Source organism: Streptococcus oralis (assembly GCF_001983955.1).
GTDB lineage: Bacteria > Bacillota > Bacilli > Lactobacillales > Streptococcaceae > Streptococcus > Streptococcus jiangnanensis.
On sequence record NZ_CP019562.1, the window covers coordinates 909,873 to 935,185 of the forward strand.

Sequence of the window (25,313 nt, forward strand, 5' to 3'; positions counted from 1 at the left end):
TTTTAGTCTTTATAGGATACAATGCCAATGATGGTATCTACTGCACGCTCCATTGTCTGAAGGCTGACGTATTCAAAGCGTCCATGCATGTTTTCACCACCTGCAAAGATATTAGGAGTTGGGATTCCCATAAAGGAAATCTTAGAGCCGTCTGTCCCTCCACGGATTGGTTCAATAATAGGCGTGATACCTAAATCTTCCATAACAGTCTTAGCAATAGTAATAGGTGTCATGTCTTTCTCAATGACTTCCTTCATATTGTAGTACTGGTCTGTCAGAGTCAAGGTAACGCGATCATTCCCAAGCTCTTGATTCATCTTGTCAGCGATGTCCTGCATGGCTTTCTTACGAGCTTCAAAGGCATCCTTTTCAAAATCGCGAATGATATAGCTTGCACGTGCTTCCTCAACACTACCTGACACATCCATGAGATGATAGAAACCTTGGTAACCATCTGTCAGTTCTGGTCGGTCATTCTCAGGAAGTTGATTATGAAAATCAATGGCAAGCTGAAGGGCATTGACCATCTGTCCTTTAGCAGTACCAGGGTGAACATTGCGCCCTTGGAAATGCAATTCAGCAGCAGCTGCTGAGAAAGTTTCGTACTGAAGTTCACCTAGTGGGCCACCATCAACAGTGTAGGCAAAGTCAACATCAAAGTCATCTGCATCAAACTTATTGGCACCGACACCGATTTCTTCATCTGGTCCAAAACCAACACGAATTTCACAATGCTTGATTTCAGGATGGGCAGTCAAGTATTCGATAGCAGTCATAATCTCAGCAATCCCTGACTTGTCATCAGCACCTAGCAAGGTCGTACCGTCGGTTGTGATGAGGGTTTGACCTGGATATTTCTCAAGGCTCTTGAAATCAGTCGGATCGAGTTTAAATTCAGAATCACCCAAGTCGATAGCTCCACCATCATAGTTTTCGATAACTTGCGGCTTCACACCTTCAGCATTAAAATCAGCAGTATCCATATGGGAGATGAAGCCAATTTTGCGAGTGAGCTTTGGATCATTAGCTGGTAAGGTACCAATAGCAAAACCATTTGGTAAGTAGTAGACATTTTGCAAACCAACACGTTTCATTTCAGGAATAAGAACATTGGTCGCAAAATCAACCTGGCTTTGCGTACTTGGAGTAGTAGTAGAGTGTTCATCAGAACGCGTATTGACCTTAACGTAGGTCAAGAAACGATCTAAAAGGTTCGGATAAGTCATAAAAACTCCTTTAACAATCATAAAATAGAATGCAAATTTCGGAAAAAGCCTCATTCTGAAAATTTCACGAATTTTAAAAAAATATAATAATTCAAATTCAATAGACTTTTAAATGAAATCTTGGATATTTTAGATTAAAATATATGCATTGATATTTTATGAGATTTTTTTATTCTTTTTTCATTTTACCATAGAAAAGTTTGAAAGACAAAGAAGAATCATACTCTTTTATTAATTAACATAATATAAAATCAATCATATTAATTGACACTGCGTGAACTTTATTGTACAATTATCTTGTAAATGCCCTAGATTGATATAGTAATGATATTAGTACATTCTAGTTAAGGAGAATAAAATGAACATTCGCTTCGATTTTAAGAAAGTTCAAATTATTGCGCGCCGTTTAGTTACACTGTTAGCTATTCTCTTTTTGTGTGCTCCGATAAGTCTGTTAAATGCAGATTCTACTACAGAACCTCAGACAACTCTTCGTAAAACGATTACTCCGATACCAGGACAGGATGACAAGTATGAGTTGTCATTGGATATCACATCCAAACTGGGAACAGAGACCCAAACGGATCCCTTGGATGTTGTTTTAGTAGCAGACCTGTCAGGAAGTATGAATAAGAGAGATGTTCCTTCTTCTACTGGTCGAACAATTACAAGATTGGATGCTTTAAAAAATACCCTTAAAGGAACTCGAAATCGTCAGGGATTAATTGATACCATTTTATCCAATTCAAATAATCGATTATCTATGGTAGGTTTTGGTGGAAAGATTGATAATAAGTTTGCGGAACAAGCATGGAATTCCTACTACCGAAAATGGGAGTGGGGGTATCGGTATTGGCCGTATGAAGAGAGAACAGCATTTTATGATGGTGTATCCCCATGGGATGATGCGGAAACAATTTTAAATTGGAATAACGATGCTAGTGGTTCAAAGACTGCAGTCAGTAATATGAGAATTGCTGGTGGTCAATCAATAGGGACTGAATCAGGAATCGGTACAGGAACCAATATTAGCGCGGGTATTCGTATTGCTAATCAATTGATAGATAGTGCAAGACCAAATGCCAAGAAGGTTGTTATTGTTCTTTCAGATGGTTTTGCCAATATGTATTACAACGACAGTGGTTATACAGTTTATAACTATAATAATCAAGATGGATCAGAAACGGCACCAGATTGGTTCTGGAATAATTTAGATGTATCTATCAATAATCTCGCCTATAGTCTCGCTCCAAAACTAGCTGGCTTTTACTCTATTAAGTTTCGTTATTCAAATAATGTCGATAGTATTACCAGTTTGCAGTATTATATCAGGTACCACAATTCTTCAATTCCTAATGAAATTCTATCCGCAAACAATGAAGACCAGTTACGGGACAGTTTTAAAGATATCACTGATAAGATTCTGCCACTGGGAATTCACCACGTGACCATCAAGGATGTTCTTTCTAAGTATGTCCAGCTATTACCAAACGGATCGTCAGAGTTTCGTGTAGTGAAAGAAAAGGCTGGTAGTAGTGAAACATTAACCGAAAATCAAGTAACTTTTGATTCCAAGACAACGTCAGAAGGATTAGTGGAAGTTACAGCTAAATTTTCTCCTAATTATTCCTTAGAAGATGGAGCTAGATATGTTCTAAAATTCACTGTTACATCAAGTCAAGAAGCCCTGGATGCCATTGCTGGTGATAAAAAACTAGAGGCTGGTGATGCTGAGGGATCTGATGTCAATAAACTCTACTCCAATAAAGGTGCCAGTGTCACATATTCCTATGGAATAGGCACCTCACAAACTAAGACCAAAGAATACACTGATAACCCAACCTTTAAGCCTTCAGATCCATTAACAGTTCCAGTGGAAGTGAAGTGGGAAGGCGTTAATGGAAGTAACACGGTAACAGCTAGTCAACCTAAGGCTTTAGATTTTAAATTAATTCAAAAGGGCAAGAGTGGTGGAACTGACAAGAATGAATACAGGAAAACTAGTGTTGGAGTAGAAGCAGGTGAGCTAAGTGAAACTTCCAATTTTGAAAAAGTAGCTAAGGGTTATCAATATGATCTTATAGCTCCTGATGTTCCCGGTTTTACTAAGGAAGTAAAAAAAGAAGGAACGGACCAATCGCCAACCTTTAAAGTATTTTATCGTCAATTACCTAGTTTGACGATAAGGAAGATATTAGTTCCTGAAGATACATCAAATAAGAGTTTTAATATTAACATCGAACTAACTGATAAAGAACGACATCCTATAAATGGTACTTTCGGTGATATCAAAGTTACTAATGGACGTGCTCAAATATCATTAACACATAATGCCGAAAAATCTCTAAAGTATCTCCCGTATGGAACTCATTACAAAGTTGAAGAAGAAGCGGCATCAACGAACGGTTACCACGTTACATATGAGAATCAAGAGGGTGATCTGAATAAAGACGAAACCAGCACTGTTACGAATCACAAGCTTCCAAGTTTATCCGTTACAAAAAAGATTACTGGGGTATTTGCCAATCTATTAAAATCTTTTAAGATTACCATTAACATTAGGGATGCTCAGAATAGTCCACTGAATGGAACCTATAATGCAACGGTGAATAATAAAAGAACTCCTTTGCAATTTACGAATGGTCGAGCGTCTATTGACCTCAACAAAGATCAAACCATAAAAATTGATGGACTTCCACTCGATAGTTACTATACCGTAGAAGAGGAATCAAACTCTTCTCGTGGATATCAGGTTTCTTATGAAAATCAAGAAGGCAAGCTTGATGGGGACAAGTCCGCGACAGTCACGAATAATAAGAATAGTGTACCTGAAACCGGAGTTGACTTCCTCAGCAGTACACTCATGTTAGGAATAATCCTTCCGCTAGGAGGAATCTTCTTTACAATCCTACTCGGATATCTAGTGGTGCATAGGAGAAAATAATGCTACTAAAAAAGAAATATAAGAAAACGGTAACACAAGTCAATCGGGATAAGTCTCCGCCGAGTGTATGGGGAGATATCCTCTACTTAGTCAGTAAGCTTCTGATGGTTGGGTTTGTACTGGCCACCCTTTACTTTTTTGTTTTTGGACTATTGAGATATAATGACGATGGCATGAAGCCAGCCTTAAAAGATGGCGACTTGGTTGTCTACTATAGGTTGGATAAACGTTATTCGATTGGTGATCTGCTCGTCTATAGTTATAAGGGCAAGGAAAGAGTGGCGCGTGTCATAGCAACCGAAGGAAGTACGATCGATATAAACGAAAATGGTCTCATCATCAATGGTTCTCCTCAACAAGAGCAGGATATCTACAAAGAAACGCTGCTCTATAAGGAAGGGGCTACCTTCCCAATGAAAGTCCCAGCAGGACAACTCTTTGTCCTCGGAGACAATCGAACAACGGCTGTAGATAGTCGTGCTTTTGGAACCATTCCTATACAGGATACCCATGGCAAGGTGGTAACAGTCCTAAGGCGACGGGGCTTTTGATGATAATTTATGAAAAAAGAAATTTAAAAATAAAAGGAATAATCATGAAAAAAACATTTTTGAAAAAATTAGTTACTGCAAGCATTGCAGCTGTAACCGCCTTGTCGGTCTTTAGAGGAGTGCCAACATTTGCGGATGAAAGCTCTGATGCAACCGCAATGTCCAATGGAGAAACAAATGCACAAGTATCCATTAACAAGGTGTTGAATATTGCAGAAGGAATCACTACACCACTAGCTAACTTTACCTTTACTTTCACTCCGAAAAACGGTAACTCGAATAACGGAGTACCATATGAAACAATCAATGCTTCAAACGGTCAAATAGCAGATAAAACAATTAATTATTCTGAAAGAGATGTTTTGCAACCAAATCAAACTAGTATTAAGAAAGAAACTGGAAATATTTTTGCAAACGTGACTTACACACACGCTGGAGAATATGTCTATACTGTAGCTGAAAAACAAAATGACGGTTGGAGAGCAATTCAAAGAGGTGATGATGCAATTGACTCAATGACATATGATAATCGTAGCTATGAAATGCATGTTATTGTAAAAAATAAATCAACGAGTGGTGTCTATATCTCATCTGTGTACTTTAAACAAGAAACAACAGGGGCCACAGCTAAAGTGAAACCATCTGAAAAAGGGCCTACTTACAAATATGATTTGTTCACAAATATCTATCGTAAAAATGCTGGTAAGATAACAGATCCAAATCACCCCCATCCTAATAATCCGCACCTTGCGAAGTTTAATCCTAAAGTTGACTCATTAGTAATTAAAAAAGTTGTTTCAGGAGGAACTGCAGATAAATCGAAAGATTTCACTTTCAAGCTTACTTTCAAAAAAGCATCTACTGAAGATAGAACATCTATTGTAGGAAAAATCGGGAATGTTTCTAAAACTTTCGAATACGGAAAAGAAACAATAATTACACTACACCATGATCAATCCTTAGTATTTGATACAATCCCAGCAGGTACTCGTTATAAATTGGTTGAAACAGGATCTCAGGGCTATACAGCTTCAGCTGCTTATTGGGAAAATGGAGTATCTAAAACTCAAGCAGGCAGAATTTCAGCTGATTTGACTCAAGATAGTATTTTAGTTGGCGAAAAACGAAATGAAAACACAATCACCAATAGCGTTCAAGACGTTACCCCTACTGGTCTCTTGATTGACAACCTTCCTTTCATCTTGATGATTGGTCTTGGTTTGGCTGGATTTGTTGTTTTGTCTAAAAAACGCAGACAAGCTTAAATAAGTGGTTTGACTTATGAAAATTAAGCGTGAGAAACCAAAAAGGAGTCTGTCTAGGCGTCTGGTACTTGCTGTAGATGCATTGATGAATCATATCTTGCTCCTCTTGGCAGCCTTAGTCTTTCTCTTTGGTTTCTACGCCCTTTGGGATGCCAATCAGGTTTATTCTCAGGCTTCATCAAGTGAGTATGAGGCCTATAGACCAGTGAGTACTACTGAGAAGGATGAGCTTGCTAGTTTTTCTGGCTTCCACAAGCTACAGCAAGTCAATCCAGAGGTTCTCGGTTGGATCAATGTCTACGGCACCAATATCGACTATCCCTTAGTTCAAGCCAAAGACAATGAAAAATACCTGAACAAGGACTCAAAAGGAGAGTTTGCAGCTACGGGAGCTATTTTCCTTGAGGCTCGAAATGAATCCAAGTTCGAAGACTTTAATACCATCATCTACGGACACCATGTAGAAAATGGGGTTATGTTTGGAGATGTAGCAAAGTTTTCTGATAAGGAATTTTTTGACCAGCATCGCTACGGTAGTATTTACTATAATGGCGTAGAAAAAGGTCTTGAGATCTTTGAGATGCTCGAGTTGGACGCCTATGACTTTAACATCTACGATCCAGGTATTAATGGGGATGATCGGCGCCAAGAATATATCGATCACTTACTCTCGGTTGCCATTCACAAACGAGACATTACACTGGGGCCAAATGACCATATCATCCTTCTCAGTACCTGTTTCCTAGACGTAACAAATGGGAGACATATCGTAGTTGCCAAGATTACGGATACGGTTCCAAAGAACACCTTCCATACGAAAAAATCAAAACCATTCCCTTACAGTGTCTTTGATGATTCGTCGCTCGGACGATTTCTCTCATCGATACCTTTGTGGATATGGTATATCATCTTATTTATCTTGCTCTTGCTATTGATCTTCTTGCTCATCATCCTCTACTTGATCTTGCGTCGTAGAAGAGAAGCAAAGGAAGAAGGGGAAGATACCATTACTGACTAAACTACCAATAAAAGAGAAAGGGACAGCCTCTCTTGCTCTTTTATTTTCAAGGCTAGAAAGGAGAAAGAAGGAAATATGAAAACAAGTACGAGTCGCAAAGTTATAAAGGTCATTCTATCCCTCTTTCTAGCTTTTTTCTGTCTTTTTACAGCTGATAGAGTACTTGCGAGTGACTACGATCATTATAATCCCATTGAAAAGGATGCCAGCAGTACGGGCTTTGAAACCTTGCAGCACCTCAACAAGGATGTTTGTGGTTGGATTAGCCTCGATGGGACCAAGGTAGACTATCCCCTCTTGCAGAGTCAGGACAATGTCAAATACCTTGACCGCAATGCTTTTGGCGATTATACTGTGTCAGGTTCTATATTTCTAGACTATCGTTTTAATCCAAATTTTACTGACTTTAACACTATTATCTACGGTCACTCCATGGCTTCTGGTGCTATGTTTGGGGAGATTCAAAAATTTGCAGATCAAGATTTTTTTGAAAATCATCGCTATGGTTCTATCTACTACAATGGTCGTGAACGTGGTCTTGAGATTTTTGGGATTTTAGAAGTGGATGCCTATGACACGGAGATTTACCGGACTTTGAGTTCCAACGATGAGGAACACCAGGCTTACTATCAGTATTTGCTAAGTAAAGCCAAGTACAAGCGAGATGTCTCCTTGACCTCAACGGACAAGATTGTTTTGTTAAGCACCTGTTTCCTTAACATTACCAACGGACGACATATCCTCTTAGCTAAAATAACGGATGCACCAGTAAAAGCAGCCCAGGATAAAAGTGGAGAAGCTGTAGGGACGCGGTATTTCGATCAAGGGCTACCAACGCATTGGATTTATATCCTTGCCTTTCTTCTCCTGATTATCGTTATTTTACTCCTTGTCGTTATCATCCTAATCATGAGACGAGATAAAAAGACTAAAGACAAAAAGAAATAGTAGACGTCGGAAGCGTTTACTATTTTTTTCTTTCATGATAGAATAGATAGTGAAAATAATAACATAAGGATAATAACATGAAAAAAGCAATATTAATGATGACCTTTGGATCTCCAGAGGAGATTAGTTTTGAAGGAGTCGCAGAATTTTTTACAAACATTCGTCGTGGTGTTAGACCCCAAGACCACGAGATTCAGACCCTCTATGACAACTACGTCCTTATCGGTGGGACACCTTTGCAGCGGATTACAAGGGAAGAAGTTGCTTTAGTAAGAGAACGTATAGGGGAGGAGTACGGTATCTACTTTGCCAATAAGTTTTCTCGCCCCTTTATTCCAGACGTGATCAAGCAGATGGAAGCTGATGGTGTTGAAGAATGTATCTGCTTGATTTTGGAACCTCATTATTCCTTTTACTCGGTGATGGGGTATGAAAAGTTTTTGGAAAGTCAGCAGATCCGATTTTTAGTAATTAAGGACTGGTATCAACAACAGCCTTTGCTGGACTTCTGGACAGATGAGATTAGCAAAATTTTACGAAATCATGTGGGAGAAGAAACTTTCAAGGTAATCTTTTCAGCTCACAGTGTTCCCATTTTCGCCTTAGACTATGGAGATCCTTATATTGATCAGATTTTCGATAATAGCAAGCTAATTGCTGAACAACTCGGCCTAACAGCTGACCAGTATACCAATACTTGGCAGAGCGAAAGCGATATTGGAATCCCTTGGATCAAGCCAGATGTCTTAGAGTATTTACGAGAACAAAAGCAACATCCCGAGCATTATATTTTTATCCCGATTAGTTTTATCAGTGAGCACATTGAAGTCTTGTTTGACAACGATGTAGAATGTTATGAGTTGTGTCAAGAATTAGGTGTCACCTACCATCGTCCACCTATGCCCAATACAGATAGCCGTTTAATTGACGCTTTAGTTGCTACTGTACGAGCCAATGAAGACAAAGAATTTAAAGCTTTTCTCCCAGAAGAAGAAACATTTGATGAGTTAGCGCCTTCGGCAACTACAAAGGACATCATGGAGGAGACAGACGATCTTCAGATGCCAGAATTTGTCAAAAAACTCATTGAGAAAAAAGGCCGTGAAAATGTGAAGATGCCTTACTTGATTAAGAAAATGCTCGAAAAGGCTGGGAAGTTACCAAAAGAGTAAAGAAAAAAGGATTTAGCTTGAAGCTAAATCCTTTATTTGTCTTATTTTTTCTCAAGAAGAGCTTTGATTTCTTGAAGAACTTCGAGTTCAGTTGGAGCAGCAGGAGCTTCCTCAACCACTTCCTCTTTCTTACGGAGGTTTTGCGCTTTTTCAATACCTTTGATAACGAAGAAGAGAACTGTACCCACAACAAGGAAGTTGATAACAGCGCTCAAGAATTTACCATATGTAACACCATTCCATGCAAGCTCAGCGATATTTTGTACTTTCGCAGCTTCCAAGGCTGGGTTCAAGAGAAGTGGAGTGATGATATCATTAACAAATGAAGTAACGATAGCACCAAATGCAGAGGCAATGATCACACCGACAGCGAGGTCAACGACATTACCACGAAGCAAAAATGCTTTAAGATCCTTTAACATTTTCATAAATTCCTTTCCTAATTTTCTAATTTATTATATCCTAAATTGTGACAAAAAGCAACTTGAACGCTCAAAGTTCTCAGTTGCCCCCTTTAAAAATATAAATTTTACTGAGAATATAGTTTAAAATAATGATCAATATCTGTGCTAGTATGGTCTCGATAGTATTAACTCTATCTATATTATATTTAACAAACTGGCCAATAACATCAGGAAAGGTTGTAACAAAGATATAAGTTAAAAGAAGGTCCAGACCAAGAGTAGAGAGACGAGCTAAGAAAAATTTAACTAGTCGAATTGGCCAATTCTTCCTCTCTTGTTTAAAAACAAATGTATCATTAGTGATAAAGGCAAAAAGAATACCGATAATATTTGCCAGTGCAGTTGCTAGGATTTCCTGATGGCTGATATGATAGATAGCTAAACGTGATAAAATAGATACCAAGGTAGTAGCACTACCAAAAAATAGATAGGAGAGGATTTCATTATCAAAAAAAGCCTTAATTTGATTTTTCATGATTTTAGTATAGCATAAAGTCATATATTGTGCTATACTGGTAAGGTTGATTCACTCAACCCTTGGTGCTTAGCTTCTTTCACCAAGCATATTTTACGCGGGAAACCGCCAAAGGAGAAAACATGAAAAAATTAACTGTTCGCGACATGGCAGATATTGCTATTGTTGCTGCTATCTATGTGGTTTTGACCATTACCCCACCACTAAATGCTATTAGCTACGGTGCTTACCAGTTCCGTATTTCTGAGATGATGAATTTTTTGGCTTTTTACAACCCTAAATACATCATCGGTGTGACGATTGGTTGTATGATTGCTAATTTCTTTAGTTTTGGCATAATTGATGTCTTTGTCGGTGGAGGATCTACTCTAATTTTCCTTAGTCTAGGTGTTTGGCTCTTTAGCAAGTATAAGGAAGACTATTTGTTCAATGGTTTGATTCGAAAAGATCATTTCTTCTTTTCAATCCTCTTCTCAATTTCAATGATTACCATTGCAGCAGAACTTCATATCGTTGCTGAAGCTCCATTCTTTTTCACTTGGTTTTCTACAGGAATTGGAGAGTTTGCATCGCTTATCGTTGGTGCAATCCTAATCGGAAAACTGGGACAGCGAATCGATTTAACAAAATAAGAAGTTTATAAGCTAGATACTTGATAAATCTAGCTTTTTTCATTCCAGAAAAGAAAAAGAGCGCTTGACAATAGCATAGAACTATAGTATACTTTTTAGGTAAGCTGATTTAGCTCAGTTGGCAGAGCGCATCCATGGTAAGGATGAGGTCGCCGGTTCAATCCCGGCAATTAGCATGAAATAGACAGTAAAACTCTTGATATTCGAGAGTTTTTTATATTTACCCCGCATTAGCCTTGACAAAGTCAGCAAAGCATAGTAGAATAAAACCTGCGATGAGTCGATAGGTAGTCTTCGGACTACTATTGAGCATAAGGAGGTCATAACGCAGGAGCGGACCTTGATGAGTTGTGTGAACCTGCTCATCACATGAAGATGCCTCTTAGTCCCTGGTCAATGGCTAGGGATTTTTTATTTTCAGAAATTAGAACTCAAAAATACTTTTCAATTTTTAGAAAAAGTAGTATAATACTTCTATTATAGAAATTTTTAGAAAATTCCGAAAGAGGTTATTTATGGGATATACAGTTGCTGTAGTCGGCGCGACAGGTGCTGTCGGAGCTCAGATGATAAAAATGTTGGAAGAATCAACACTTCCTATCGAAAAAATTCGTTACCTTGCTTCTGCACGTTCAGCAGGCAAGACTTTGAAATTTAAAGACCAAGATATTACGATTGAAGAAACGACTGAGACCGCTTTTGAGGGTGTTGATATTGCACTCTTCTCAGCAGGCGGTTCGACATCAGCTAAGTATGCACCATACGCAGTTCAAGCTGGAGCTGTAGTAGTAGATAACACATCTTATTTCCGTCAAAATCCAGATGTACCACTGGTTGTTCCAGAGGTCAATGCTCATGCACTTGATGCCCACAACGGAATTATTGCCTGCCCTAACTGTTCAACAATCCAAATGATGGTGGCTCTTGAGCCTGTTCGTCAAAAATGGGGCTTGGACCGTATCATAGTTTCAACTTACCAAGCGGTTTCAGGTGCTGGTATGGGAGCGATTCTTGAAACACAACGTGAACTCCGTGAAGTCTTGAATGACGGTGTGAATCCACGTGATTTGCATGCGGAAATTTTGCCTTCAGGTGGTGACAAGAAACACTATCCTATCGCTTTTAACGCTCTTCCACAAATCGATGTCTTTACTGACAATGATTACACTTATGAAGAGATGAAGATGACCAAGGAAACGAAGAAAATCATGGAAGATGATAGCATCGCAGTGTCTGCAACATGTGTGCGTATTCCTGTCTTGTCAGCTCACTCTGAGTCTGTTTATATCGAAACAAAAGAAGTGGCTCCAATCGAAGAAGTGAAAGCAGCTATTGCAGCCTTTCCAGGTGCTGTTCTTGAGGATGACGTAGCGCATCAAATCTATCCGCAAGCCATCAATGCAGTTGGTTCACGTGATACCTTTGTTGGTCGTATCCGTAAAGACTTGGATGCTGAAAAAGGAATCCACATGTGGGTTGTTTCAGATAACCTTCTTAAAGGTGCTGCTTGGAACTCAGTTCAGATCGCAGAAACACTTCACGAACGTGGATTGGTTCGTCCAACAGCTGAGTTGAAATTTGAATTAAAATAGTCATATCGTTTAGGAGTTCAGATGAACTCCTTCTTTGAAATAGAGAGGTGTTTCTCATGTCTTATCAAGATTTAAAAGAGTGTAAAATCATCACAGCCTTTATTACCCCTTTCCATGAGGATGGTTCCATCAACTTTGATGCCATTCCAGCCTTGATTGAGCATTTATTGGCCCATCACACAGACGGCATTCTCCTAGCTGGAACAACTGCTGAGAGTCCAACTTTGACTCACGATGAGGAGTTGCAACTCTTTGCAGCTGTACAAAAGATTGTTAATGGACGCGTTCCTTTGATTGCGGGTGTAGGTACCAATGATACACGTGACTCGATCGAATTTGTCAAAGAAGTCGCAGACTTTGGTGGCTTCGCTGCTGGACTTGCTATCGTACCATACTACAACAAACCTTCTCAAGAAGGAATGTATCAGCACTTTAAAGCGATTGCAGATGCTTCTGACTTACCTATTATCATCTATAACATTCCAGGGCGTGTAGTTGTTGAATTAACTCCAGAAACCTTGCTTCGTTTGGCTGACCATCCAAATATCATCGGTGTTAAAGAATGTACCAGCTTGGCCAATATGGCTTACTTGATTGAGCACAAGCCAGAAGAATTCTTGATTTATACAGGTGAAGATGGAGATGCCTTCCATGCCATGAACCTTGGTGCGGATGGGGTTATTTCTGTTGCCTCCCATACAAATGGAGATGAGATGCACGAGATGCTCACTGCCATTGCAGAAAGCGATATGAAGAAAGCAGCAGCTATTCAACGTAAATTCATTCCTAAGGTCAACGCCCTCTTCTCTTATCCAAGTCCTGCTCCAGTTAAGGCTGTTTTGAACTATATGGGATTTGAAGCTGGACCAACTCGATTACCTCTAGTTCCAGCACCAGAAGAAGATGCTAAACGCATCATCAAGGTTGTTGTAGATGGTGACTACGAAGCAACTAAGGCAACCGTAACAGGTGTCCTTAGACCAGATTACTAATGAAGACAATAAAATCCATGATTGAAAGAACGATCATGGATTTTTCTTATTTTCCTAAACAGAATTGGCTAAAGAGTTGGGTGATGAGTTCATCTGGTGCTGCATCTCCAGTGATTTCTCCTAGGATTTCCCAAGTACGGGTCAAGTCAACTTGCAACAAATCAACTGGCATACCCAGCTCAAGACCTTCATTAACTGCTTGTAGGCTTTCAACGGCCTTTTCAATCAAGGAAATATGACGGGCATTTGACAAGTAAGTAGCATCTTGCTCGACCAAACCAGCATTTTCAAAGAAGAGATCGTTAATACGCTCTTCGATCTTATCAATGTTTTGGTTTTTAAGAACTGAAATACGGATGACATCTTCAGGTAGTTCCGAAGTTTCAATCGCTTCAGGAAGATCCGTTTTATTAAGTAGAATAATGCGGTTGGTATCTTGGCTGATTTCTAAGAGTTGGCGATCTTGGGCGGTCAGTGGTTCACTGGCATTTAGTACTAGTAGTACCAAGTCAGCTTCCTTGAGGGCTTTTCTAGAACGTTCGACACCGATTTGTTCCACGATGTCATCTGTTTCCCGAATACCAGCTGTATCAATCAATTTGAGAGGAACACCATTGATGTTGACGTATTCTTCGATGACATCACGGGTAGTACCAGCGATGTCTGTAACGATGGCCTTTTCTTCACGCAGGAGGTTGTTGAGCAGGCTCGATTTCCCAACGTTGGGACGACCGATGATGGCAGTTGAAATTCCCTCACGGAGGATTTTACCTCGACGTGCTGTCCTAAGGAGATTAGTTAGCAATTGCTCAAACTCCATAGTTTTCTCACGGACAACAGCAGTAGTAGCTTCCTCAACATCATCATACTCAGGATAGTCGATATTGACCTCGACTTGGGCAAGTGTATTGAGGATTTCTTGGCGGGTATTATTAATGAGGTCAGAAAGGGAGCCGTCCAATTGCTTAACTGCAATATTCATAGCCTTGTCTGTCTTGGCGCGGATGATGTCCATCACCGCCTCAGCCTGTGTCAAATCTACACGACCGTTTAGAAAGGCGCGCTTGGTAAATTCACCAGGTTCAGCCAATCGAGCTCCTTCACGGATAGCTAACTGGAGAATCTCATTGGTGACGGCAATCCCACCGTGGGTGTTAATCTCGATAATGTCCTCGCGAGTGAAGGTCTTTGGAGATTTCATAGCTCCAATCATAACCTCGTCCATGACCTTACCAGTCAAAGGATCAATAATATGCCCGTAGTTAAGAGTATGGCTGGTAACCTTACTCAAATCCTTGCCTTTAAAAATCTTTTGCGCAATAGCAAAACTATCTGTTCCGCTCAAACGGACAATACCAATGGCCCCTTCACCTAGTGGAGTAGAGATAGCAGCGATGGTATCAAATTCACGTGTAATCATACTAATTCCTTTTGTATTTCTTTTCTTAGGATATGTATCCAAACATCTCTTCAAATTGTAACAAATTTAGGTTATTTCTTCAATGGATGCTACTTGGAGATTGAAAAAGCCTAAGCAAATTTGCTTAAGCTTGCTTATTTGGTACGCATTTCACCTTGAGGGAAATAGGTTCCTTCAGGCATGTCGTTGATAATGACATGAACAGCAGACTGAGGTGCTCCTGTGTTGCGGACAACTGCTTCAGTAACCTCCTTAGCAAGAGCTTTCTTTTGCTCGAGCGTACGTCCTTCAAACAAATCGATGCGAACAAATGGCATAATGGTTTCCTCCGTGGATTCTTTATTTCTTTATATTTTACCATATTTTGCCATTTAAAGCTTCAGAAAATTATGATATACTAGAATGTAGCAAAAATTTAGAAATGGACGTGAAATAGAAGCATGGCACAGTTGTATTATCGTTATGGGACTATGAACTCAGGTAAAACGATTGAGATTCTTAAGGTAGCCTATAACTATGAGGAGCAAGGAAAGGGAGTTGTGATTATGACTTCGGCTCTGGATACGCGTGACGGTGTTGGCTATGTGTCGAGTCGAATCGGCATGAAACGACCAGCCATTGCGATTGAGGAAACGACAGATATCTTCGGCTATATCCGAGACTTACCTGAAAAACCTTACTGTGTGTTGGTCGATGAGGCTCAGTTTCTCAAGCGTCACCATGTTTACGACCTAGCTCGTGTGGTGGATGAGTTAGACATACCTGTCATGGCTTTTGGTTTGAAGAATGACTTTCGCAATGAATTGTTCGAAGGCTCCAAATATCTCTTGCTTTTAGCAGATAAAATCGATGAGATAAAGACCATCTGTCAGTATTGTAAGAAAAAGGCGACCATGGTGTTGCGAACTCAAGATGGCGTGCCAGTCTATGATGGCGAACAAATTCAAATCGGTGGCAATGAAACCTATATATCAGTCTGCCGAAAACATTATTTTGCCCCAATGATATCATCTAATAAGGAGCAAAACTATGACAATTGAACTAAGAGATGTTACAATGGGAAATTATTTTGATGTTTTGAATTTGGATGTCAAGGAATATCAAAAACAATTCATTGCAACCAACGCAATTAGTTTAGCTGAAGCATATGTCTACACTAAAAATGGAGATTTTGTAGCTCCATTGGCAGTTTATGATAATGATGCAATTATAGGTTTTGTGATGATAGCTTATGATAAAAAGATCGGAATTAGTAGTGGAAATTATTTACTATTTCGTTTTATGATTGATAAGAATTTTCAAAATCAAGGATATTTTAAACCAATTATGGATAAAGTGCTGGACTATGTTCGGACAGCGCCAGCAGGTTTAGGCAATAAACTTTGGTTGTCTTATGAACCAGAAAATGAACATGCAAGATCTTGTTACCTCGGTTATGGATTTAAAGAAACTGGGGAAATATTTGAGAACGAAGTAGTAGCAATCTATGATTTAACAATTGAGAAATAAGGAGAAAAAATGAACATCTATGATCAACTACAAGCTGTAGAAGACCGTTATGAAGAATTAGGAGAATTGCTGAGTGACCCTGATGTCGTTTCAGACACCCAACGCTTCATGGAGCTTTCAAAAGAAGAGGCTTCAACTCGTGATACGGTAACAGCCTACCGTGAGTACAAACAAGTTCTTCAAAACATCGTTGATGCCGAAGAGATGATTAAAGAATCAGGCGGAGATGCGGACTTGGAAGAAATGGCCAAGCAAGAACTCAAAGATGCCAAGGCTGAAAAAGAAGAATACGAAGAAAAACTCAAAATCTTGCTCCTTCCAAAGGATCCAAACGATGATAAGAACATCATCCTTGAAATCCGTGGAGCAGCTGGTGGAGATGAAGCAGCACTTTTCGCTGGAGACCTTCTAACCATGTACCAAAAGTATGCGGAAGCCCAAGGCTGGCGCTTTGAAGTCATGGAAGCTTCTATGAATGGTGTCGGTGGTTTCAAGGAAGTGGTTGCTATGGTTTCTGGTCAATCTGTATATTCTAAGCTTAAGTACGAATCAGGTGCCCACCGTGTGCAACGTGTCCCTGTGACAGAAAGCCAAGGTCGTGTACATACTTCGACAGCGACAGTCCTTGTCATGCCTGAAGTGGAAGAAGTAGAATACGATATTGATCCAAAAGACCTTCGTGTTGATATCTACCACGCATCTGGTGCTGGTGGTCAGAACGTCAATAAGGTTGCGACTGCCGTGCGTATCGTTCACTTGCCAACCAATATCAAGGTTGAGATGCAGGAAGAACGTACCCAGCAGAAAAACCGTGAGAAGGCCATGAAAATCATCCGTGCGCGTGTTGCTGACCACTTTGCACAAATTGCCCAGGATGAACAAGACGCTGAACGTAAGTCTACTATCGGTACTGGTGACCGTTCAGAACGTATTCGTACATATAACTTCCCACAAAACCGTGTCACAGACCACCGTATTGGCTTGACTCTCCAAAAACTAGATACCATCTTGTCTGGTAAATTGGATGAAGTTGTGGATGCCTTGGTTCTTTATGACCAAACACAAAAATTAGAAGAATTAAACAAATAATGAAATTAGCTCAATTATTTTCAGATTTTGAAGAAGAGTTGGTTAGACAAGGAGAGGAAGCTGAAAGCCTCTCTTTTGTCTATCGTAGCCTAAAAAATCTCTCTTTTACGGACTTTGTCTTTGCTCTTCAGCAGGAAGTGACAAAAGAGGAAGAAAATTTTGTAGAAGAAATTTACCAGCAGTTAGTGGCTCACAAACCGGCGCAGTACATCATTGGTCACGCAGATTTCTTTGGAATGCAGTTAAAAGTGGATGAGCGGGTTTTGATTCCTCGTCCAGAAACAGAAGAGTTGGTGGAACTTATCCTAGTCGAAAATCTTGAGGATAAGCTTAAGGTCCTAGATATCGGAACTGGAAGTGGCGCCATAGCTCTCGCATTAGCAAAAAACAGACCAGATTGGTCAGTGACAGCAGCAGATATTTCCCAAGATGCCTTAGAGCTTGCATCAGAGAATGCTAAAAATCAAAATCTTAATATATTTTTTAAAAAATCTGATTGTTTTGCAGAAATTTCTGAAAAATATGATATAATTGTATCCAATCCACCCTATATCTCTCGTAAAGATGAGTCAGAGGTCGGTTTGAATGTTTTGCATTCAGAACCTCATCTAGCTCTCTTTGCAGATGAGGATGGCCTAGCTATTTATCGCAGAATTGCGGAAGATGCAAAAGACTATCTCACAGATGGTGGTAAGATTTACCTTGAAATTGGATACAAGCAAGGTCAAAGTGTTCCTGCGCTTTTTAGGAAACATCTTCCTGAAAAACGGGTACGAACACTCAAGGACCAATTTGGTCAAGATAGGATGGTTGTAGTTGATGATGGACAGGATTAGACAAGAGTTGGAAAAGGGCGGGGCTGTTGTTCTACCAACCGAGACAGTTTATGGTCTCTTTGCTAAGGCCTTAGATGAAAAAGCTGTCGACCATGTTTACCAACTAAAACGTCGTCCCAGAGACAAGGCACTCAATCTTAATGTCGCTTCTCTAGAGGATATCTTGCACTTTTCAAAGAATCAGCCAACTTATCTACAAAAGCTTGTAGAGGCCTTTTTACCGGGTCCCTTGACCATTATCCTCGAAGCCAATGACCGAGTTCCCTATTGGGTCAACTCTGGTCTTGCAACTGTCGGATTTCGGATGCCGAGTCACCCCATTACACTTGATTTGATTCGAGAGACAGGTCCTTTGATTGGGCCGTCTGCCAATATCTCGGGTCAGGCGAGTGGAGTGACCTTTGCTCAAATTCTAGAGGATTTTGACCAAGAGGTTTTGGGGCTGGAGGACGACGCTTTTCTAACTGGACAGGATTCGACGATTTTGGATTTGTCTGGAGATAAGGTGAAAATCTTACGCCAGGGGGCGATTAAGCGAGAAGATATTCTTGCACAGTTGCCAGAGATTTCTTTTGAGGAGGAATGAGATGCTAAGAAATTTGCAAGAAACAGATGTGAATGCTATATGTGAGATTAACCAAGAGGCTTTGGGCTATTCTTTTAGTCCAGAGGACACAGCTAGTCAACTAACTAGACTGTCTCAGGATTCTCATCATTTCCTACTTGGCTATGAGGATGAGGTCAGCCATGTCCTACTTGGATATGTCCATGCTGAAGTTTATGAATCCCTCTATTCCAAAGCAGGATTTAATATTTTAGGCTTTGCGGTTTCGCCTCAAGCACAAGGGCAAGGTATCGGTAAAAGCTTACTGCAAGGGTTGGATCAAGAAGCAAAAAGACGGGGTTATGGGTTTATCCGCTTAAACTCTGCTGATCATCGTCTGGGAGCTCATGCATTTTATGAAAAAGTTGGTTATACTTGTGATAAAGTGCAGAAACGGTTTATTCGCATCTTTTAGTATATTTTCTTAAACTAAAGGACCAGTCACACTATAAAGGAGAAGACCTATGATTTTTGACAAAGACGATTTTAAAGCATACGATGCTGATCTCTGGAATGCTATTGCCAAAGAAGAAGAACGCCAACAAAACAACATTGAGTTGATTGCTTCGGAAAACGTGGTTTCCAAGGCAGTTATGGAAGCTCAAGGGTCTATCTTGACAAACAAATATGCCGAGGGTTACCCAGGACGCCGTTATTATGGTGGAACTGATGTAGTAGACGTGGTAGAAACTCTAGCTATTGAACGTGCAAAAGAAATTTTTGGTGCTAAATTCGCCAATGTCCAACCTCACTCAGGAAGCCAAGCCAACTGTGCGGCTTACATGGCCTTGATTGAGCCAGGTGATACCGTTATGGGGATGGATTTGGCAGCGGGTGGACACTTGACTCACGGAGCTCCTGTCAGTTTCTCAGGTCAAACATACAACTTTGTGTCATATAGTGTGGATCCTGAAACGGAACTCTTGGACTTTGATGCTATCTTGAAACAAGCTCAAGAAGTAAAACCAAAATTAATTGTAGCAGGTGCTTCAGCCTATTCTCAAATTATCGACTTCTCAAAATTCCGTGAAATCGCAGATGCCGTTGGTGCTAAGCTCATGGTCGATATGGCCCATATCGCTGGTTTGGTTGCAGCTGGACTTCATCCAAGCCCAGTACCATACGCTCATATCACTACAACAACGACCCACAAAACCCTTCGTGGACCGCGTGGTGGCTTGATTTTGACAAATGATGAGGACCTAGCTAAGAAAATCAATTCTGCTATTTTCCCAGGTATTCAGGGTGGTCCTTTGGAGCATGTTGTGGCTGCTAAGGCGGTTTCCTTCAAAGAAGTTTTGGATCCGGCCTTTAAGGAATATGCTGCCAATGTTATCAAGAACAGCAAGGCTATGGCTAGTGTCTTCTTGCAAGACCCTGATTTCCGTATCATTTCTGGTGGTACTGAAAATCACCTCTTCCTTGTTGATGTGACTAAGGTTGTTGAAAACGGAAAAGTGGCTCAAAACTTGCTGGATGAAGTTAATATTACCCTAAATAAAAATTCAATCCCTTACGAAACTTTGTCACCATTCAAGACAAGTGGAATTCGTATCGGAGCAGCAGCCATCACTGCACGCGGATTTGGTGAAGAAGAAAGCCGTAAAGTGGCTGAACTCATCATTAAAACCCTTAAGAATGCAGAAAATGAGGCTGTCTTAGAAGAAGTGAGAAGTGAAGTCAAAGCGTTGACAGATGCCTTCCCACTATACGAGGACTAATACTTTTATGGACATTTATATTAAGAAAGCTATTATCCATCAGTTCAGCCCGGATGATACCGAGCTGTTTCTAGCGGATAAGTTTCTCAATATCACTCCAAAAATCGAGGAATACCTACGTAAAAAAATCGAACGCGTGTATTCAGATGAAGCCAAGACTGGGATTTTCGAAGAAGAAAATCCCTTCTTCAATCACATCACAGATGATTTGTTGGAGACATCAGTAACCCTGGCGAATCTTTGGAAAGAGGAATTCAGTATTTCAGAAAATCTCAAGACCAATGACTTGGTTTTTGTTCAGTTTTCTAAAGAAGGCGTGGAACATTTCGCTTTCTTGCGAATTGCTCTACGGGAAACCTTGACCCACCTTGGGGGAGAAGTTGATAATCCAATCAAGCTAACTCAGAATAACTTGCCTGGATTTGGAACGGGGGCTGATGAGGCCTTGGTCGTCAATCTTCAAAGTCGCAAGTACCACCTGATAGAAAAACGCATCAAGTACAATGGGACTTTTTTGAACTATTTTTCAGAAAATCTCCTAGCTGTCGCACCTAAGATCTCTCCCAAGAAATCCATCAAGGAACTGGAGAAAACAGCCCAGAAAATTGCTGAGTCCTTTAACACAGATGATTTTCAGTTTCAATCCAAGGTCAAATCAGCGATTTTCAACAATCTTGAAGAAAACAATGAGTTGTCTCCTGAGAAATTGGCTAATGATCTTTTTGATAACAATCTGACAGCTCGTTTAAGCTTTATTGACCAAGTTAAGGAAGCCGTACCAGAACCAGTCCAGTTCGATGAAATTGATGCCAGTCGTCAGCTCAAGAAATTTGAAAACCAAAAACTTTCCTTGTCAAATGGAATCGAGCTCATCGTTCCCAATAACGTCTATCAAGATGCGGAATCGGTCGAGTTTATCCAAAATGACAATGGAACCTATTCTATCTTAATCAAAAATATCGAGGATATTCAAAGTAAATAATGTTTAAATTTATAAGAAGAGTGCTTGTGCTAGCAGTCTTCCTTTTCGCAGGATACAAAGCTTATCATATCCATCAGGATGTTAAACAAGTCATGACCTACCAACCCATGGTTCGAGAAATCTTGAGCGAAAGAGATACTCCAGCCAATGAAGAGTTGGTGCTCGCCATGATTTATACCGAAACGAAGGGAAAAGAGCGGGATGTCATGCAGTCTAGTGAGTCTGCTAGTGGCGCTACCAATACCATCAATGACGATGCCTCTAGTATTCGCCAAGGGGTACAGACTTTAACAGATAATCTCTATTTGGCACAGAGCAAAGGAGTAGATGTCTGGACCGCCGTTCAAGCCTATAATTTTGGACCTGCCTATATCGACTTTATCGCTCAGAATGGCAAGGAAAATACTCTGGCCCTAGCCAAGCGTTACTCCCGAGAAACGGTCGCTCCAATCCTAGGTAATACTACAGGGAAGACCTACACCTATATCAACCCTATTTCTATCTTTCACGGAGCCGAACTCTATGAAAATGGTGGAAATTATTACTACTCGAGACAGGTTCGCTTTAATCTCTATATCATGAGATTCTTTAATTTCTTTTAAACATCTGGTTTGACCAGGTGTTTTTTCACTATAAGTTTTCTTTAAGATTGTTTTATTACCCTAGAAAGGTAAAGGAGGGAATATCCCATGAGAAAGAAATTCTTTCTAACAAGTGCTGCAGTATTGTGGGCAGCAACAGCTATGACGAGTGTCCACGCAGCAACAGATGTTCAAAAAGTAATCGATGAAACCTATGTACAACCAGAATACGTCCTAGGTTCTTCTCTATCCGAAGACCAGAAGAATCAAACTCTTAGCAAACTTGGCTATGACGCATCAAAAGACACCAAAGATATCAAAACTATGACACCTGATATCTATTCGAAAATTATGAATGTGGCTAATGATGCTAGTCTACAGCTCTATTCGTCGGCTAAGATTCAAAAGCTAGGTGATAAGTCGCCTCTAGAGGTCAAGATTGAAACGCCAGAAAATATCACCAAGGTGACGCAGGATATGTACCGTAACGCAGCGGTGACGCTGGGAGTTGAGCATGCCAAAATCACAGTTGCAGCTCCTATACCAGTTACAGGTGAGAGCGCCCTTGCTGGGATTTACTACTCGTTAGAGGCCAATGGTGCTAAAGTTCCGCAAGCCAATAAAGATCTAGCTCAAGAGGAGCTAAAAGCCTTGTCTGATATCAATGCTGAAAACAAGGACAAGTCAGGTTACGACGCCAATAAGCTCAATGTGGCTTTGGCAGATATCAAGGCAGGAATTGCAAAGGCAAAAGAAGCCAAAGGAAATCTGACAGAAGAAGATGTCCGCAAAATCGTTGAAGACACGCTAAAAAACTACAAACTTGATCAGGTTATAACAGGAAACCAGGTCAATATCATCATCAATTTTGCACTTAACCTCTCAAAGAGTGACATTTTGAACAATGCTGATTTCACTAAAACCCTAAATGACCTCAAGGAAAGCATTGTTTCCCAAGCTGGAGATAGCTTTAAAAATATCAACCTCAACTTTGATGCCAATAAAGCGCTAGAAGACGGGGGCAACTTCTTTAGCTCCCTGTGGCAAGCCATTGTCAACTTTTTCAAGAGTTTTGGTGCTTAGGTCATTTCATGATATAATAGATGGTAACAGAAATGTTGCCGTCTTTTTTTGTCGGCCGATAGAAAGTGAAAAATATGCTAAAGAAAAATGATATTGTAGAAGTTGAAATTGTCGATTTGACCCATGAAGGTGCTGGAGTTGCTAAGGTAGATGGTTTGGTTTTCTTTGTAGAAAATGCTCTACCAACTGAGAAAATCCTCATGCGAGTCCTTAAAGTCAACAAAAAGATTGGCTATGGGAAGGTTGAAGAATACCTTGTTCAGTCACCCTATCGTAACCAAGACCTTGACCTAGCTTATCTACGCTCAGGTATCGCTGATTTAGGGCATCTTGCCTATCCAGAGCAGCTCAAGTTTAAAAGCAAGCAAGTCAAAGATAGTCTCTACAAGATTGCTGGCATTACAGATGTAGAGGTCTCTGAAACGCTCGGCATGGGGCACCCAGTCCAGTATCGAAATAAGGCACAGGTACCCGTTCGTCGAGTGAATGGTGTCTTGGAAACTGGTTTTTTCCGTAAAAATTCGCACGACCTTATGCCCCTTGAAGATTTCTTCATCCAGAATCCTGTCATTGACCAAGTTATTGTGGCTTTACGAGATTTGCTTCGTCGTTTTGATTTGAAACCTTATGATGAAAAGGAACAGTCTGGATTGATTCGGAACCTTGTGGTGCGTCGTGGTCACTATTCCGGACAAATCATGGTTATCTTAGTGACTACACGTCCTAAAGTTTTCCGAGTGGAGCAGTTGATTGAACACCTTATCAAGCAGTTCCCGGAGATTGTGTCTGTCATGCAAAATATCAACGACCAGAATACCAATGCGATTTTTGGCAAGGAGTGGAAGACTCTTTATGGTCAAGACTATATTACGGACCAGATGTTGGGAAATGACTTTCAAATATCCGGGCCAGCCTTTTACCAGGTCAATACAGAAATGGCAGAGAAACTTTATCAAACAGCTATTGACTTTGCGGAGTTAAGAGAAGATGATGTGGTGATTGACGCTTATTCTGGGATTGGAACGATTGGATTATCCGTTGCCAAGCATGTCAAAGAAGTCTACGGTGTTGAAGTGATTCCAGAAGCAGTAGAGAATAGCCAGAAGAATGCTACCTTGAATAATATCACTAATGCACACTATGTCTGTGACACAGCTGAAAATGCCATGAGGAATTGGCTCAAGGAAGGTATCCAACCAACCGTTATCTTGGTTGACCCACCACGCAAGGGATTGACAGAAAGCTTTATCAAAGCAAGCGCTCAAACAGGAGCAGACCGAATTGCCTATATCTCCTGTAATGTCGCAACCATGGCGCGTGATATCAAACTCTACCAAGAGTTGGGATATGAATTGAAGAAAGTCCAACCGGTGGATTTGTTTCCTCAAACGCACCATGTTGAGGCGGTAAGTTTGCTAGTCAAGGAGTAAAACGACGAAGATTAGCATTTACTTCCGCCCATGCGATAGCTGTCCGTGATTGACAAGTGCTAGCACGCAGACAGAACGGAGATAGCGAACCGCTGAGTGTGTCGCTCTGCTCGTAAAAGCTTAGAAACCTTTGAACGAAAGGGATAATGAAAGCCTTGATTGCAAGGCTTTTTGCTTTATGGTGGGTAAGTATCAGAGTGAGAAAATTTTTGGAATGAGTAGAAGTGATAGCTAGAAATTATCAGTTTCTATTTCCATTTACCCTGTGGGTACGTGTTTGTTTCCATTGACAAGGAGTTTGTGGGAATAGAAATGTACCCACCTTGTTTGAATCAAGTGAAGTGTAGTTGAAGGAAATCTGTTGAAAGCAATACTTCATTTTACCGAATAAGTAATAATTTAGGCAACTTCAAATCGATTAAAAAAAACTATTTTAAAGGTTAAGAGTAGACAAAAATTGTCCACTCTTTTTTGCAAACTCAATTTATCAATAAATGAAATGAGGGAATGTAAAATGAAATATTTTGAGGTTGAGTTAGAAAATCCTGATGAATTTTTAAAACTACAAACAGAAGATTTTGTGAAAGCTAATCGCTTGCTACTAAGGAAGATAATCCAGAGCGTTACAGTCTATGAAGAAAACTTCGTCATATCCTTTAAATCTGGCATCGAATTGGAAGTATGAGTCTCATTCCATAACTTTTATATTGAACATATCATCTTGTTGTGTTATACTATAAATTGATATAAACAAAGATGTAGGAGGAACCGAAACTATG

General features: G+C 40.2%; 26 protein-coding genes, 1 tRNA gene and 1 riboswitch. Of the genes, 22 read left to right on the forward strand and 5 right to left on the reverse strand.

Annotated features, from left to right (window positions below):
• Positions 1 to 2 precede the first annotated feature (2 nt).
• Entirely contained in the window at positions 3 to 1,226 is a 1,224-nt protein-coding gene (pepT, locus tag BWR56_RS04390) for a peptidase T (RefSeq protein ID WP_076984517.1), read from the reverse strand.
• A 358-nt stretch (positions 1,227 to 1,584) separates the two neighbouring features.
• Here pepT and pitA point away from each other — a divergent pair, with 358 nt between their 5' ends.
• The 6 genes from pitA to hemH all read left to right on the forward strand — a co-directional run bounded on the left by pitA (position 1,585) and on the right by hemH (position 9,124).
• Positions 1,585 to 4,170 carry a PI-2 pilus tip adhesin PitA gene (gene pitA, locus BWR56_RS04395; protein WP_076984518.1) on the forward strand — a complete coding sequence of 862 codons (2,586 nt, stop codon included), beginning with the start codon at positions 1,585 to 1,587 and terminating at the stop codon, positions 4,168 to 4,170.
• A complete protein-coding gene (sipA, locus tag BWR56_RS04400) occupies positions 4,170 to 4,721 on the forward strand; it encodes a PI-2 pilus system signal peptidase SipA (RefSeq protein ID WP_000924792.1) in 552 nt (183 codons plus the stop codon). The genes pitA and sipA overlap by 1 nt, the downstream gene beginning before the upstream one ends.
• On the forward strand, positions 4,721 to 5,986 hold the full coding sequence (locus BWR56_RS04405; protein WP_076984519.1) for a DUF7601 domain-containing protein: 1,266 nt from the start codon (positions 4,721 to 4,723) through the stop codon (positions 5,984 to 5,986). Before sipA ends, BWR56_RS04405 begins: the two co-directional genes overlap by 1 nt.
• A 16-nt stretch (positions 5,987 to 6,002) precedes the next feature.
• The gene (gene srtB / locus BWR56_RS04410; RefSeq protein ID WP_076984520.1) at positions 6,003 to 7,004 is read left to right on the forward strand and encodes a class B sortase; all 1,002 of its coding nucleotides are present in this window, start codon (positions 6,003 to 6,005) and stop codon (positions 7,002 to 7,004) included.
• Between the two features lie 75 nt (positions 7,005 to 7,079).
• Complete coding sequence (gene srtB / locus BWR56_RS04415; protein WP_076984521.1) at positions 7,080 to 7,952, forward strand: class B sortase; 873 nt, start codon at positions 7,080 to 7,082, stop codon at positions 7,950 to 7,952.
• 77 nt (positions 7,953 to 8,029) lie between these two features.
• Complete coding sequence (gene hemH, locus BWR56_RS04420) at positions 8,030 to 9,124, forward strand: ferrochelatase (protein ID WP_076984522.1); 1,095 nt, start codon at positions 8,030 to 8,032, stop codon at positions 9,122 to 9,124.
• A 41-nt stretch (positions 9,125 to 9,165) separates the two neighbouring features.
• Here hemH and mscL read toward each other — a convergent pair whose 3' ends face one another.
• Positions 9,166 to 9,546: a large conductance mechanosensitive channel protein MscL gene (mscL, locus tag BWR56_RS04425; RefSeq protein WP_025170998.1), complete on the reverse strand. Its 381-nt coding sequence runs from the start codon at positions 9,544 to 9,546 to the stop codon at positions 9,166 to 9,168.
• 79 nt (positions 9,547 to 9,625) lie between these two features.
• Positions 9,626 to 10,063: a GtrA family protein gene (locus tag BWR56_RS04430; protein ID WP_076984891.1), complete on the reverse strand. Its 438-nt coding sequence runs from the start codon at positions 10,061 to 10,063 to the stop codon at positions 9,626 to 9,628.
• Positions 10,064 to 10,091: 28 nt separating this feature from the next.
• A riboswitch (PreQ1 riboswitch) is annotated at positions 10,092 to 10,188 on the forward strand.
• On the opposite strand from BWR56_RS04430, the gene BWR56_RS04435 reads away from it, so the two are divergent.
• From BWR56_RS04435 to dapA, 4 genes are all read left to right on the forward strand, one after another.
• Positions 10,186 to 10,695: a QueT transporter family protein gene (locus tag BWR56_RS04435; RefSeq protein ID WP_076984523.1), complete on the forward strand. Its 510-nt coding sequence runs from the start codon at positions 10,186 to 10,188 to the stop codon at positions 10,693 to 10,695. It overlaps the preceding riboswitch by 3 nt.
• Before the next feature lie 103 nt (positions 10,696 to 10,798).
• Positions 10,799 to 10,871: transfer RNA gene (locus BWR56_RS04440), tRNA-Thr, on the forward strand.
• 339 nt (positions 10,872 to 11,210) lie between these two features.
• Positions 11,211 to 12,287 (forward strand): aspartate-semialdehyde dehydrogenase, encoded by a 1,077-nt coding sequence (locus tag BWR56_RS04445; protein ID WP_049505771.1) that lies wholly within the window; start codon positions 11,211 to 11,213, stop codon positions 12,285 to 12,287.
• A 56-nt stretch (positions 12,288 to 12,343) separates the two neighbouring features.
• On the forward strand, positions 12,344 to 13,279 hold the full coding sequence (gene dapA, locus BWR56_RS04450; RefSeq protein ID WP_049505772.1) for a 4-hydroxy-tetrahydrodipicolinate synthase: 936 nt from the start codon (positions 12,344 to 12,346) through the stop codon (positions 13,277 to 13,279).
• Between the two features lie 46 nt (positions 13,280 to 13,325).
• On the opposite strand, the gene mnmE is transcribed toward dapA, so the two are convergent.
• A complete protein-coding gene (mnmE, locus tag BWR56_RS04455; protein ID WP_049505773.1) occupies positions 13,326 to 14,699 on the reverse strand; it encodes a tRNA uridine-5-carboxymethylaminomethyl(34) synthesis GTPase MnmE in 1,374 nt (457 codons plus the stop codon).
• Between the two features lie 134 nt (positions 14,700 to 14,833).
• Entirely contained in the window at positions 14,834 to 15,016 is a 183-nt protein-coding gene (locus BWR56_RS04460) for a 4-oxalocrotonate tautomerase (RefSeq protein ID WP_001117401.1), read from the reverse strand.
• A gap of 123 nt (positions 15,017 to 15,139) precedes the next feature.
• Between BWR56_RS04460 and BWR56_RS04465 the strand changes: the two genes are divergently transcribed.
• From BWR56_RS04465 to BWR56_RS04520, 12 genes are all read left to right on the forward strand, one after another.
• Positions 15,140 to 15,739, forward strand: a complete 600-nt coding sequence (locus tag BWR56_RS04465) for a thymidine kinase (protein WP_049505774.1) — start codon at positions 15,140 to 15,142, stop codon at positions 15,737 to 15,739.
• Entirely contained in the window at positions 15,729 to 16,208 is a 480-nt protein-coding gene (locus BWR56_RS04470) for a GNAT family N-acetyltransferase (RefSeq protein ID WP_049505775.1), read from the forward strand. Before BWR56_RS04465 ends, BWR56_RS04470 begins: the two co-directional genes overlap by 11 nt.
• Before the next feature lie 9 nt (positions 16,209 to 16,217).
• Positions 16,218 to 17,297, forward strand: a complete 1,080-nt coding sequence (gene prfA / locus BWR56_RS04475; RefSeq protein WP_049505776.1) for a peptide chain release factor 1 — start codon at positions 16,218 to 16,220, stop codon at positions 17,295 to 17,297.
• Positions 17,297 to 18,133, forward strand: coding sequence for a peptide chain release factor N(5)-glutamine methyltransferase (prmC, locus tag BWR56_RS04480; RefSeq protein ID WP_049505777.1), 837 nt, complete (start codon positions 17,297 to 17,299; stop codon positions 18,131 to 18,133). Before prfA ends, prmC begins: the two co-directional genes overlap by 1 nt.
• Positions 18,117 to 18,719 carry an L-threonylcarbamoyladenylate synthase gene (locus BWR56_RS04485; RefSeq protein ID WP_049505778.1) on the forward strand — a complete coding sequence of 201 codons (603 nt, stop codon included), beginning with the start codon at positions 18,117 to 18,119 and terminating at the stop codon, positions 18,717 to 18,719. The genes prmC and BWR56_RS04485 overlap by 17 nt, the downstream gene beginning before the upstream one ends.
• Before the next feature lies 1 nt (position 18,720).
• Entirely contained in the window at positions 18,721 to 19,152 is a 432-nt protein-coding gene (locus BWR56_RS04490) for a GNAT family N-acetyltransferase (RefSeq protein WP_076984524.1), read from the forward strand.
• Positions 19,153 to 19,201: 49 nt separating this feature from the next.
• Complete coding sequence (gene glyA / locus BWR56_RS04495) at positions 19,202 to 20,458, forward strand: serine hydroxymethyltransferase (protein ID WP_049505780.1); 1,257 nt, start codon at positions 19,202 to 19,204, stop codon at positions 20,456 to 20,458.
• A gap of 7 nt (positions 20,459 to 20,465) precedes the next feature.
• A complete protein-coding gene (locus BWR56_RS04500) occupies positions 20,466 to 21,440 on the forward strand; it encodes a nucleoid-associated protein (protein ID WP_196769376.1) in 975 nt (324 codons plus the stop codon).
• The gene (locus tag BWR56_RS04505) at positions 21,440 to 22,042 is read left to right on the forward strand and encodes a lysozyme family protein (protein WP_076984526.1); all 603 of its coding nucleotides are present in this window, start codon (positions 21,440 to 21,442) and stop codon (positions 22,040 to 22,042) included. Before BWR56_RS04500 ends, BWR56_RS04505 begins: the two co-directional genes overlap by 1 nt.
• Positions 22,043 to 22,129: 87 nt before the next feature.
• Positions 22,130 to 23,104 carry a DUF1002 domain-containing protein gene (locus BWR56_RS04510; RefSeq protein ID WP_001227377.1) on the forward strand — a complete coding sequence of 325 codons (975 nt, stop codon included), beginning with the start codon at positions 22,130 to 22,132 and terminating at the stop codon, positions 23,102 to 23,104.
• Positions 23,105 to 23,178: 74 nt separating this feature from the next.
• Positions 23,179 to 24,534, forward strand: a complete 1,356-nt coding sequence (gene rlmD / locus BWR56_RS04515; protein WP_076984527.1) for a 23S rRNA (uracil(1939)-C(5))-methyltransferase RlmD — start codon at positions 23,179 to 23,181, stop codon at positions 24,532 to 24,534.
• A 514-nt stretch (positions 24,535 to 25,048) separates the two neighbouring features.
• Positions 25,049 to 25,219, forward strand: a complete 171-nt coding sequence (locus BWR56_RS04520; protein WP_000873143.1) for a hypothetical protein — start codon at positions 25,049 to 25,051, stop codon at positions 25,217 to 25,219.
• Positions 25,220 to 25,313: the final 94 nt, after the last annotated feature.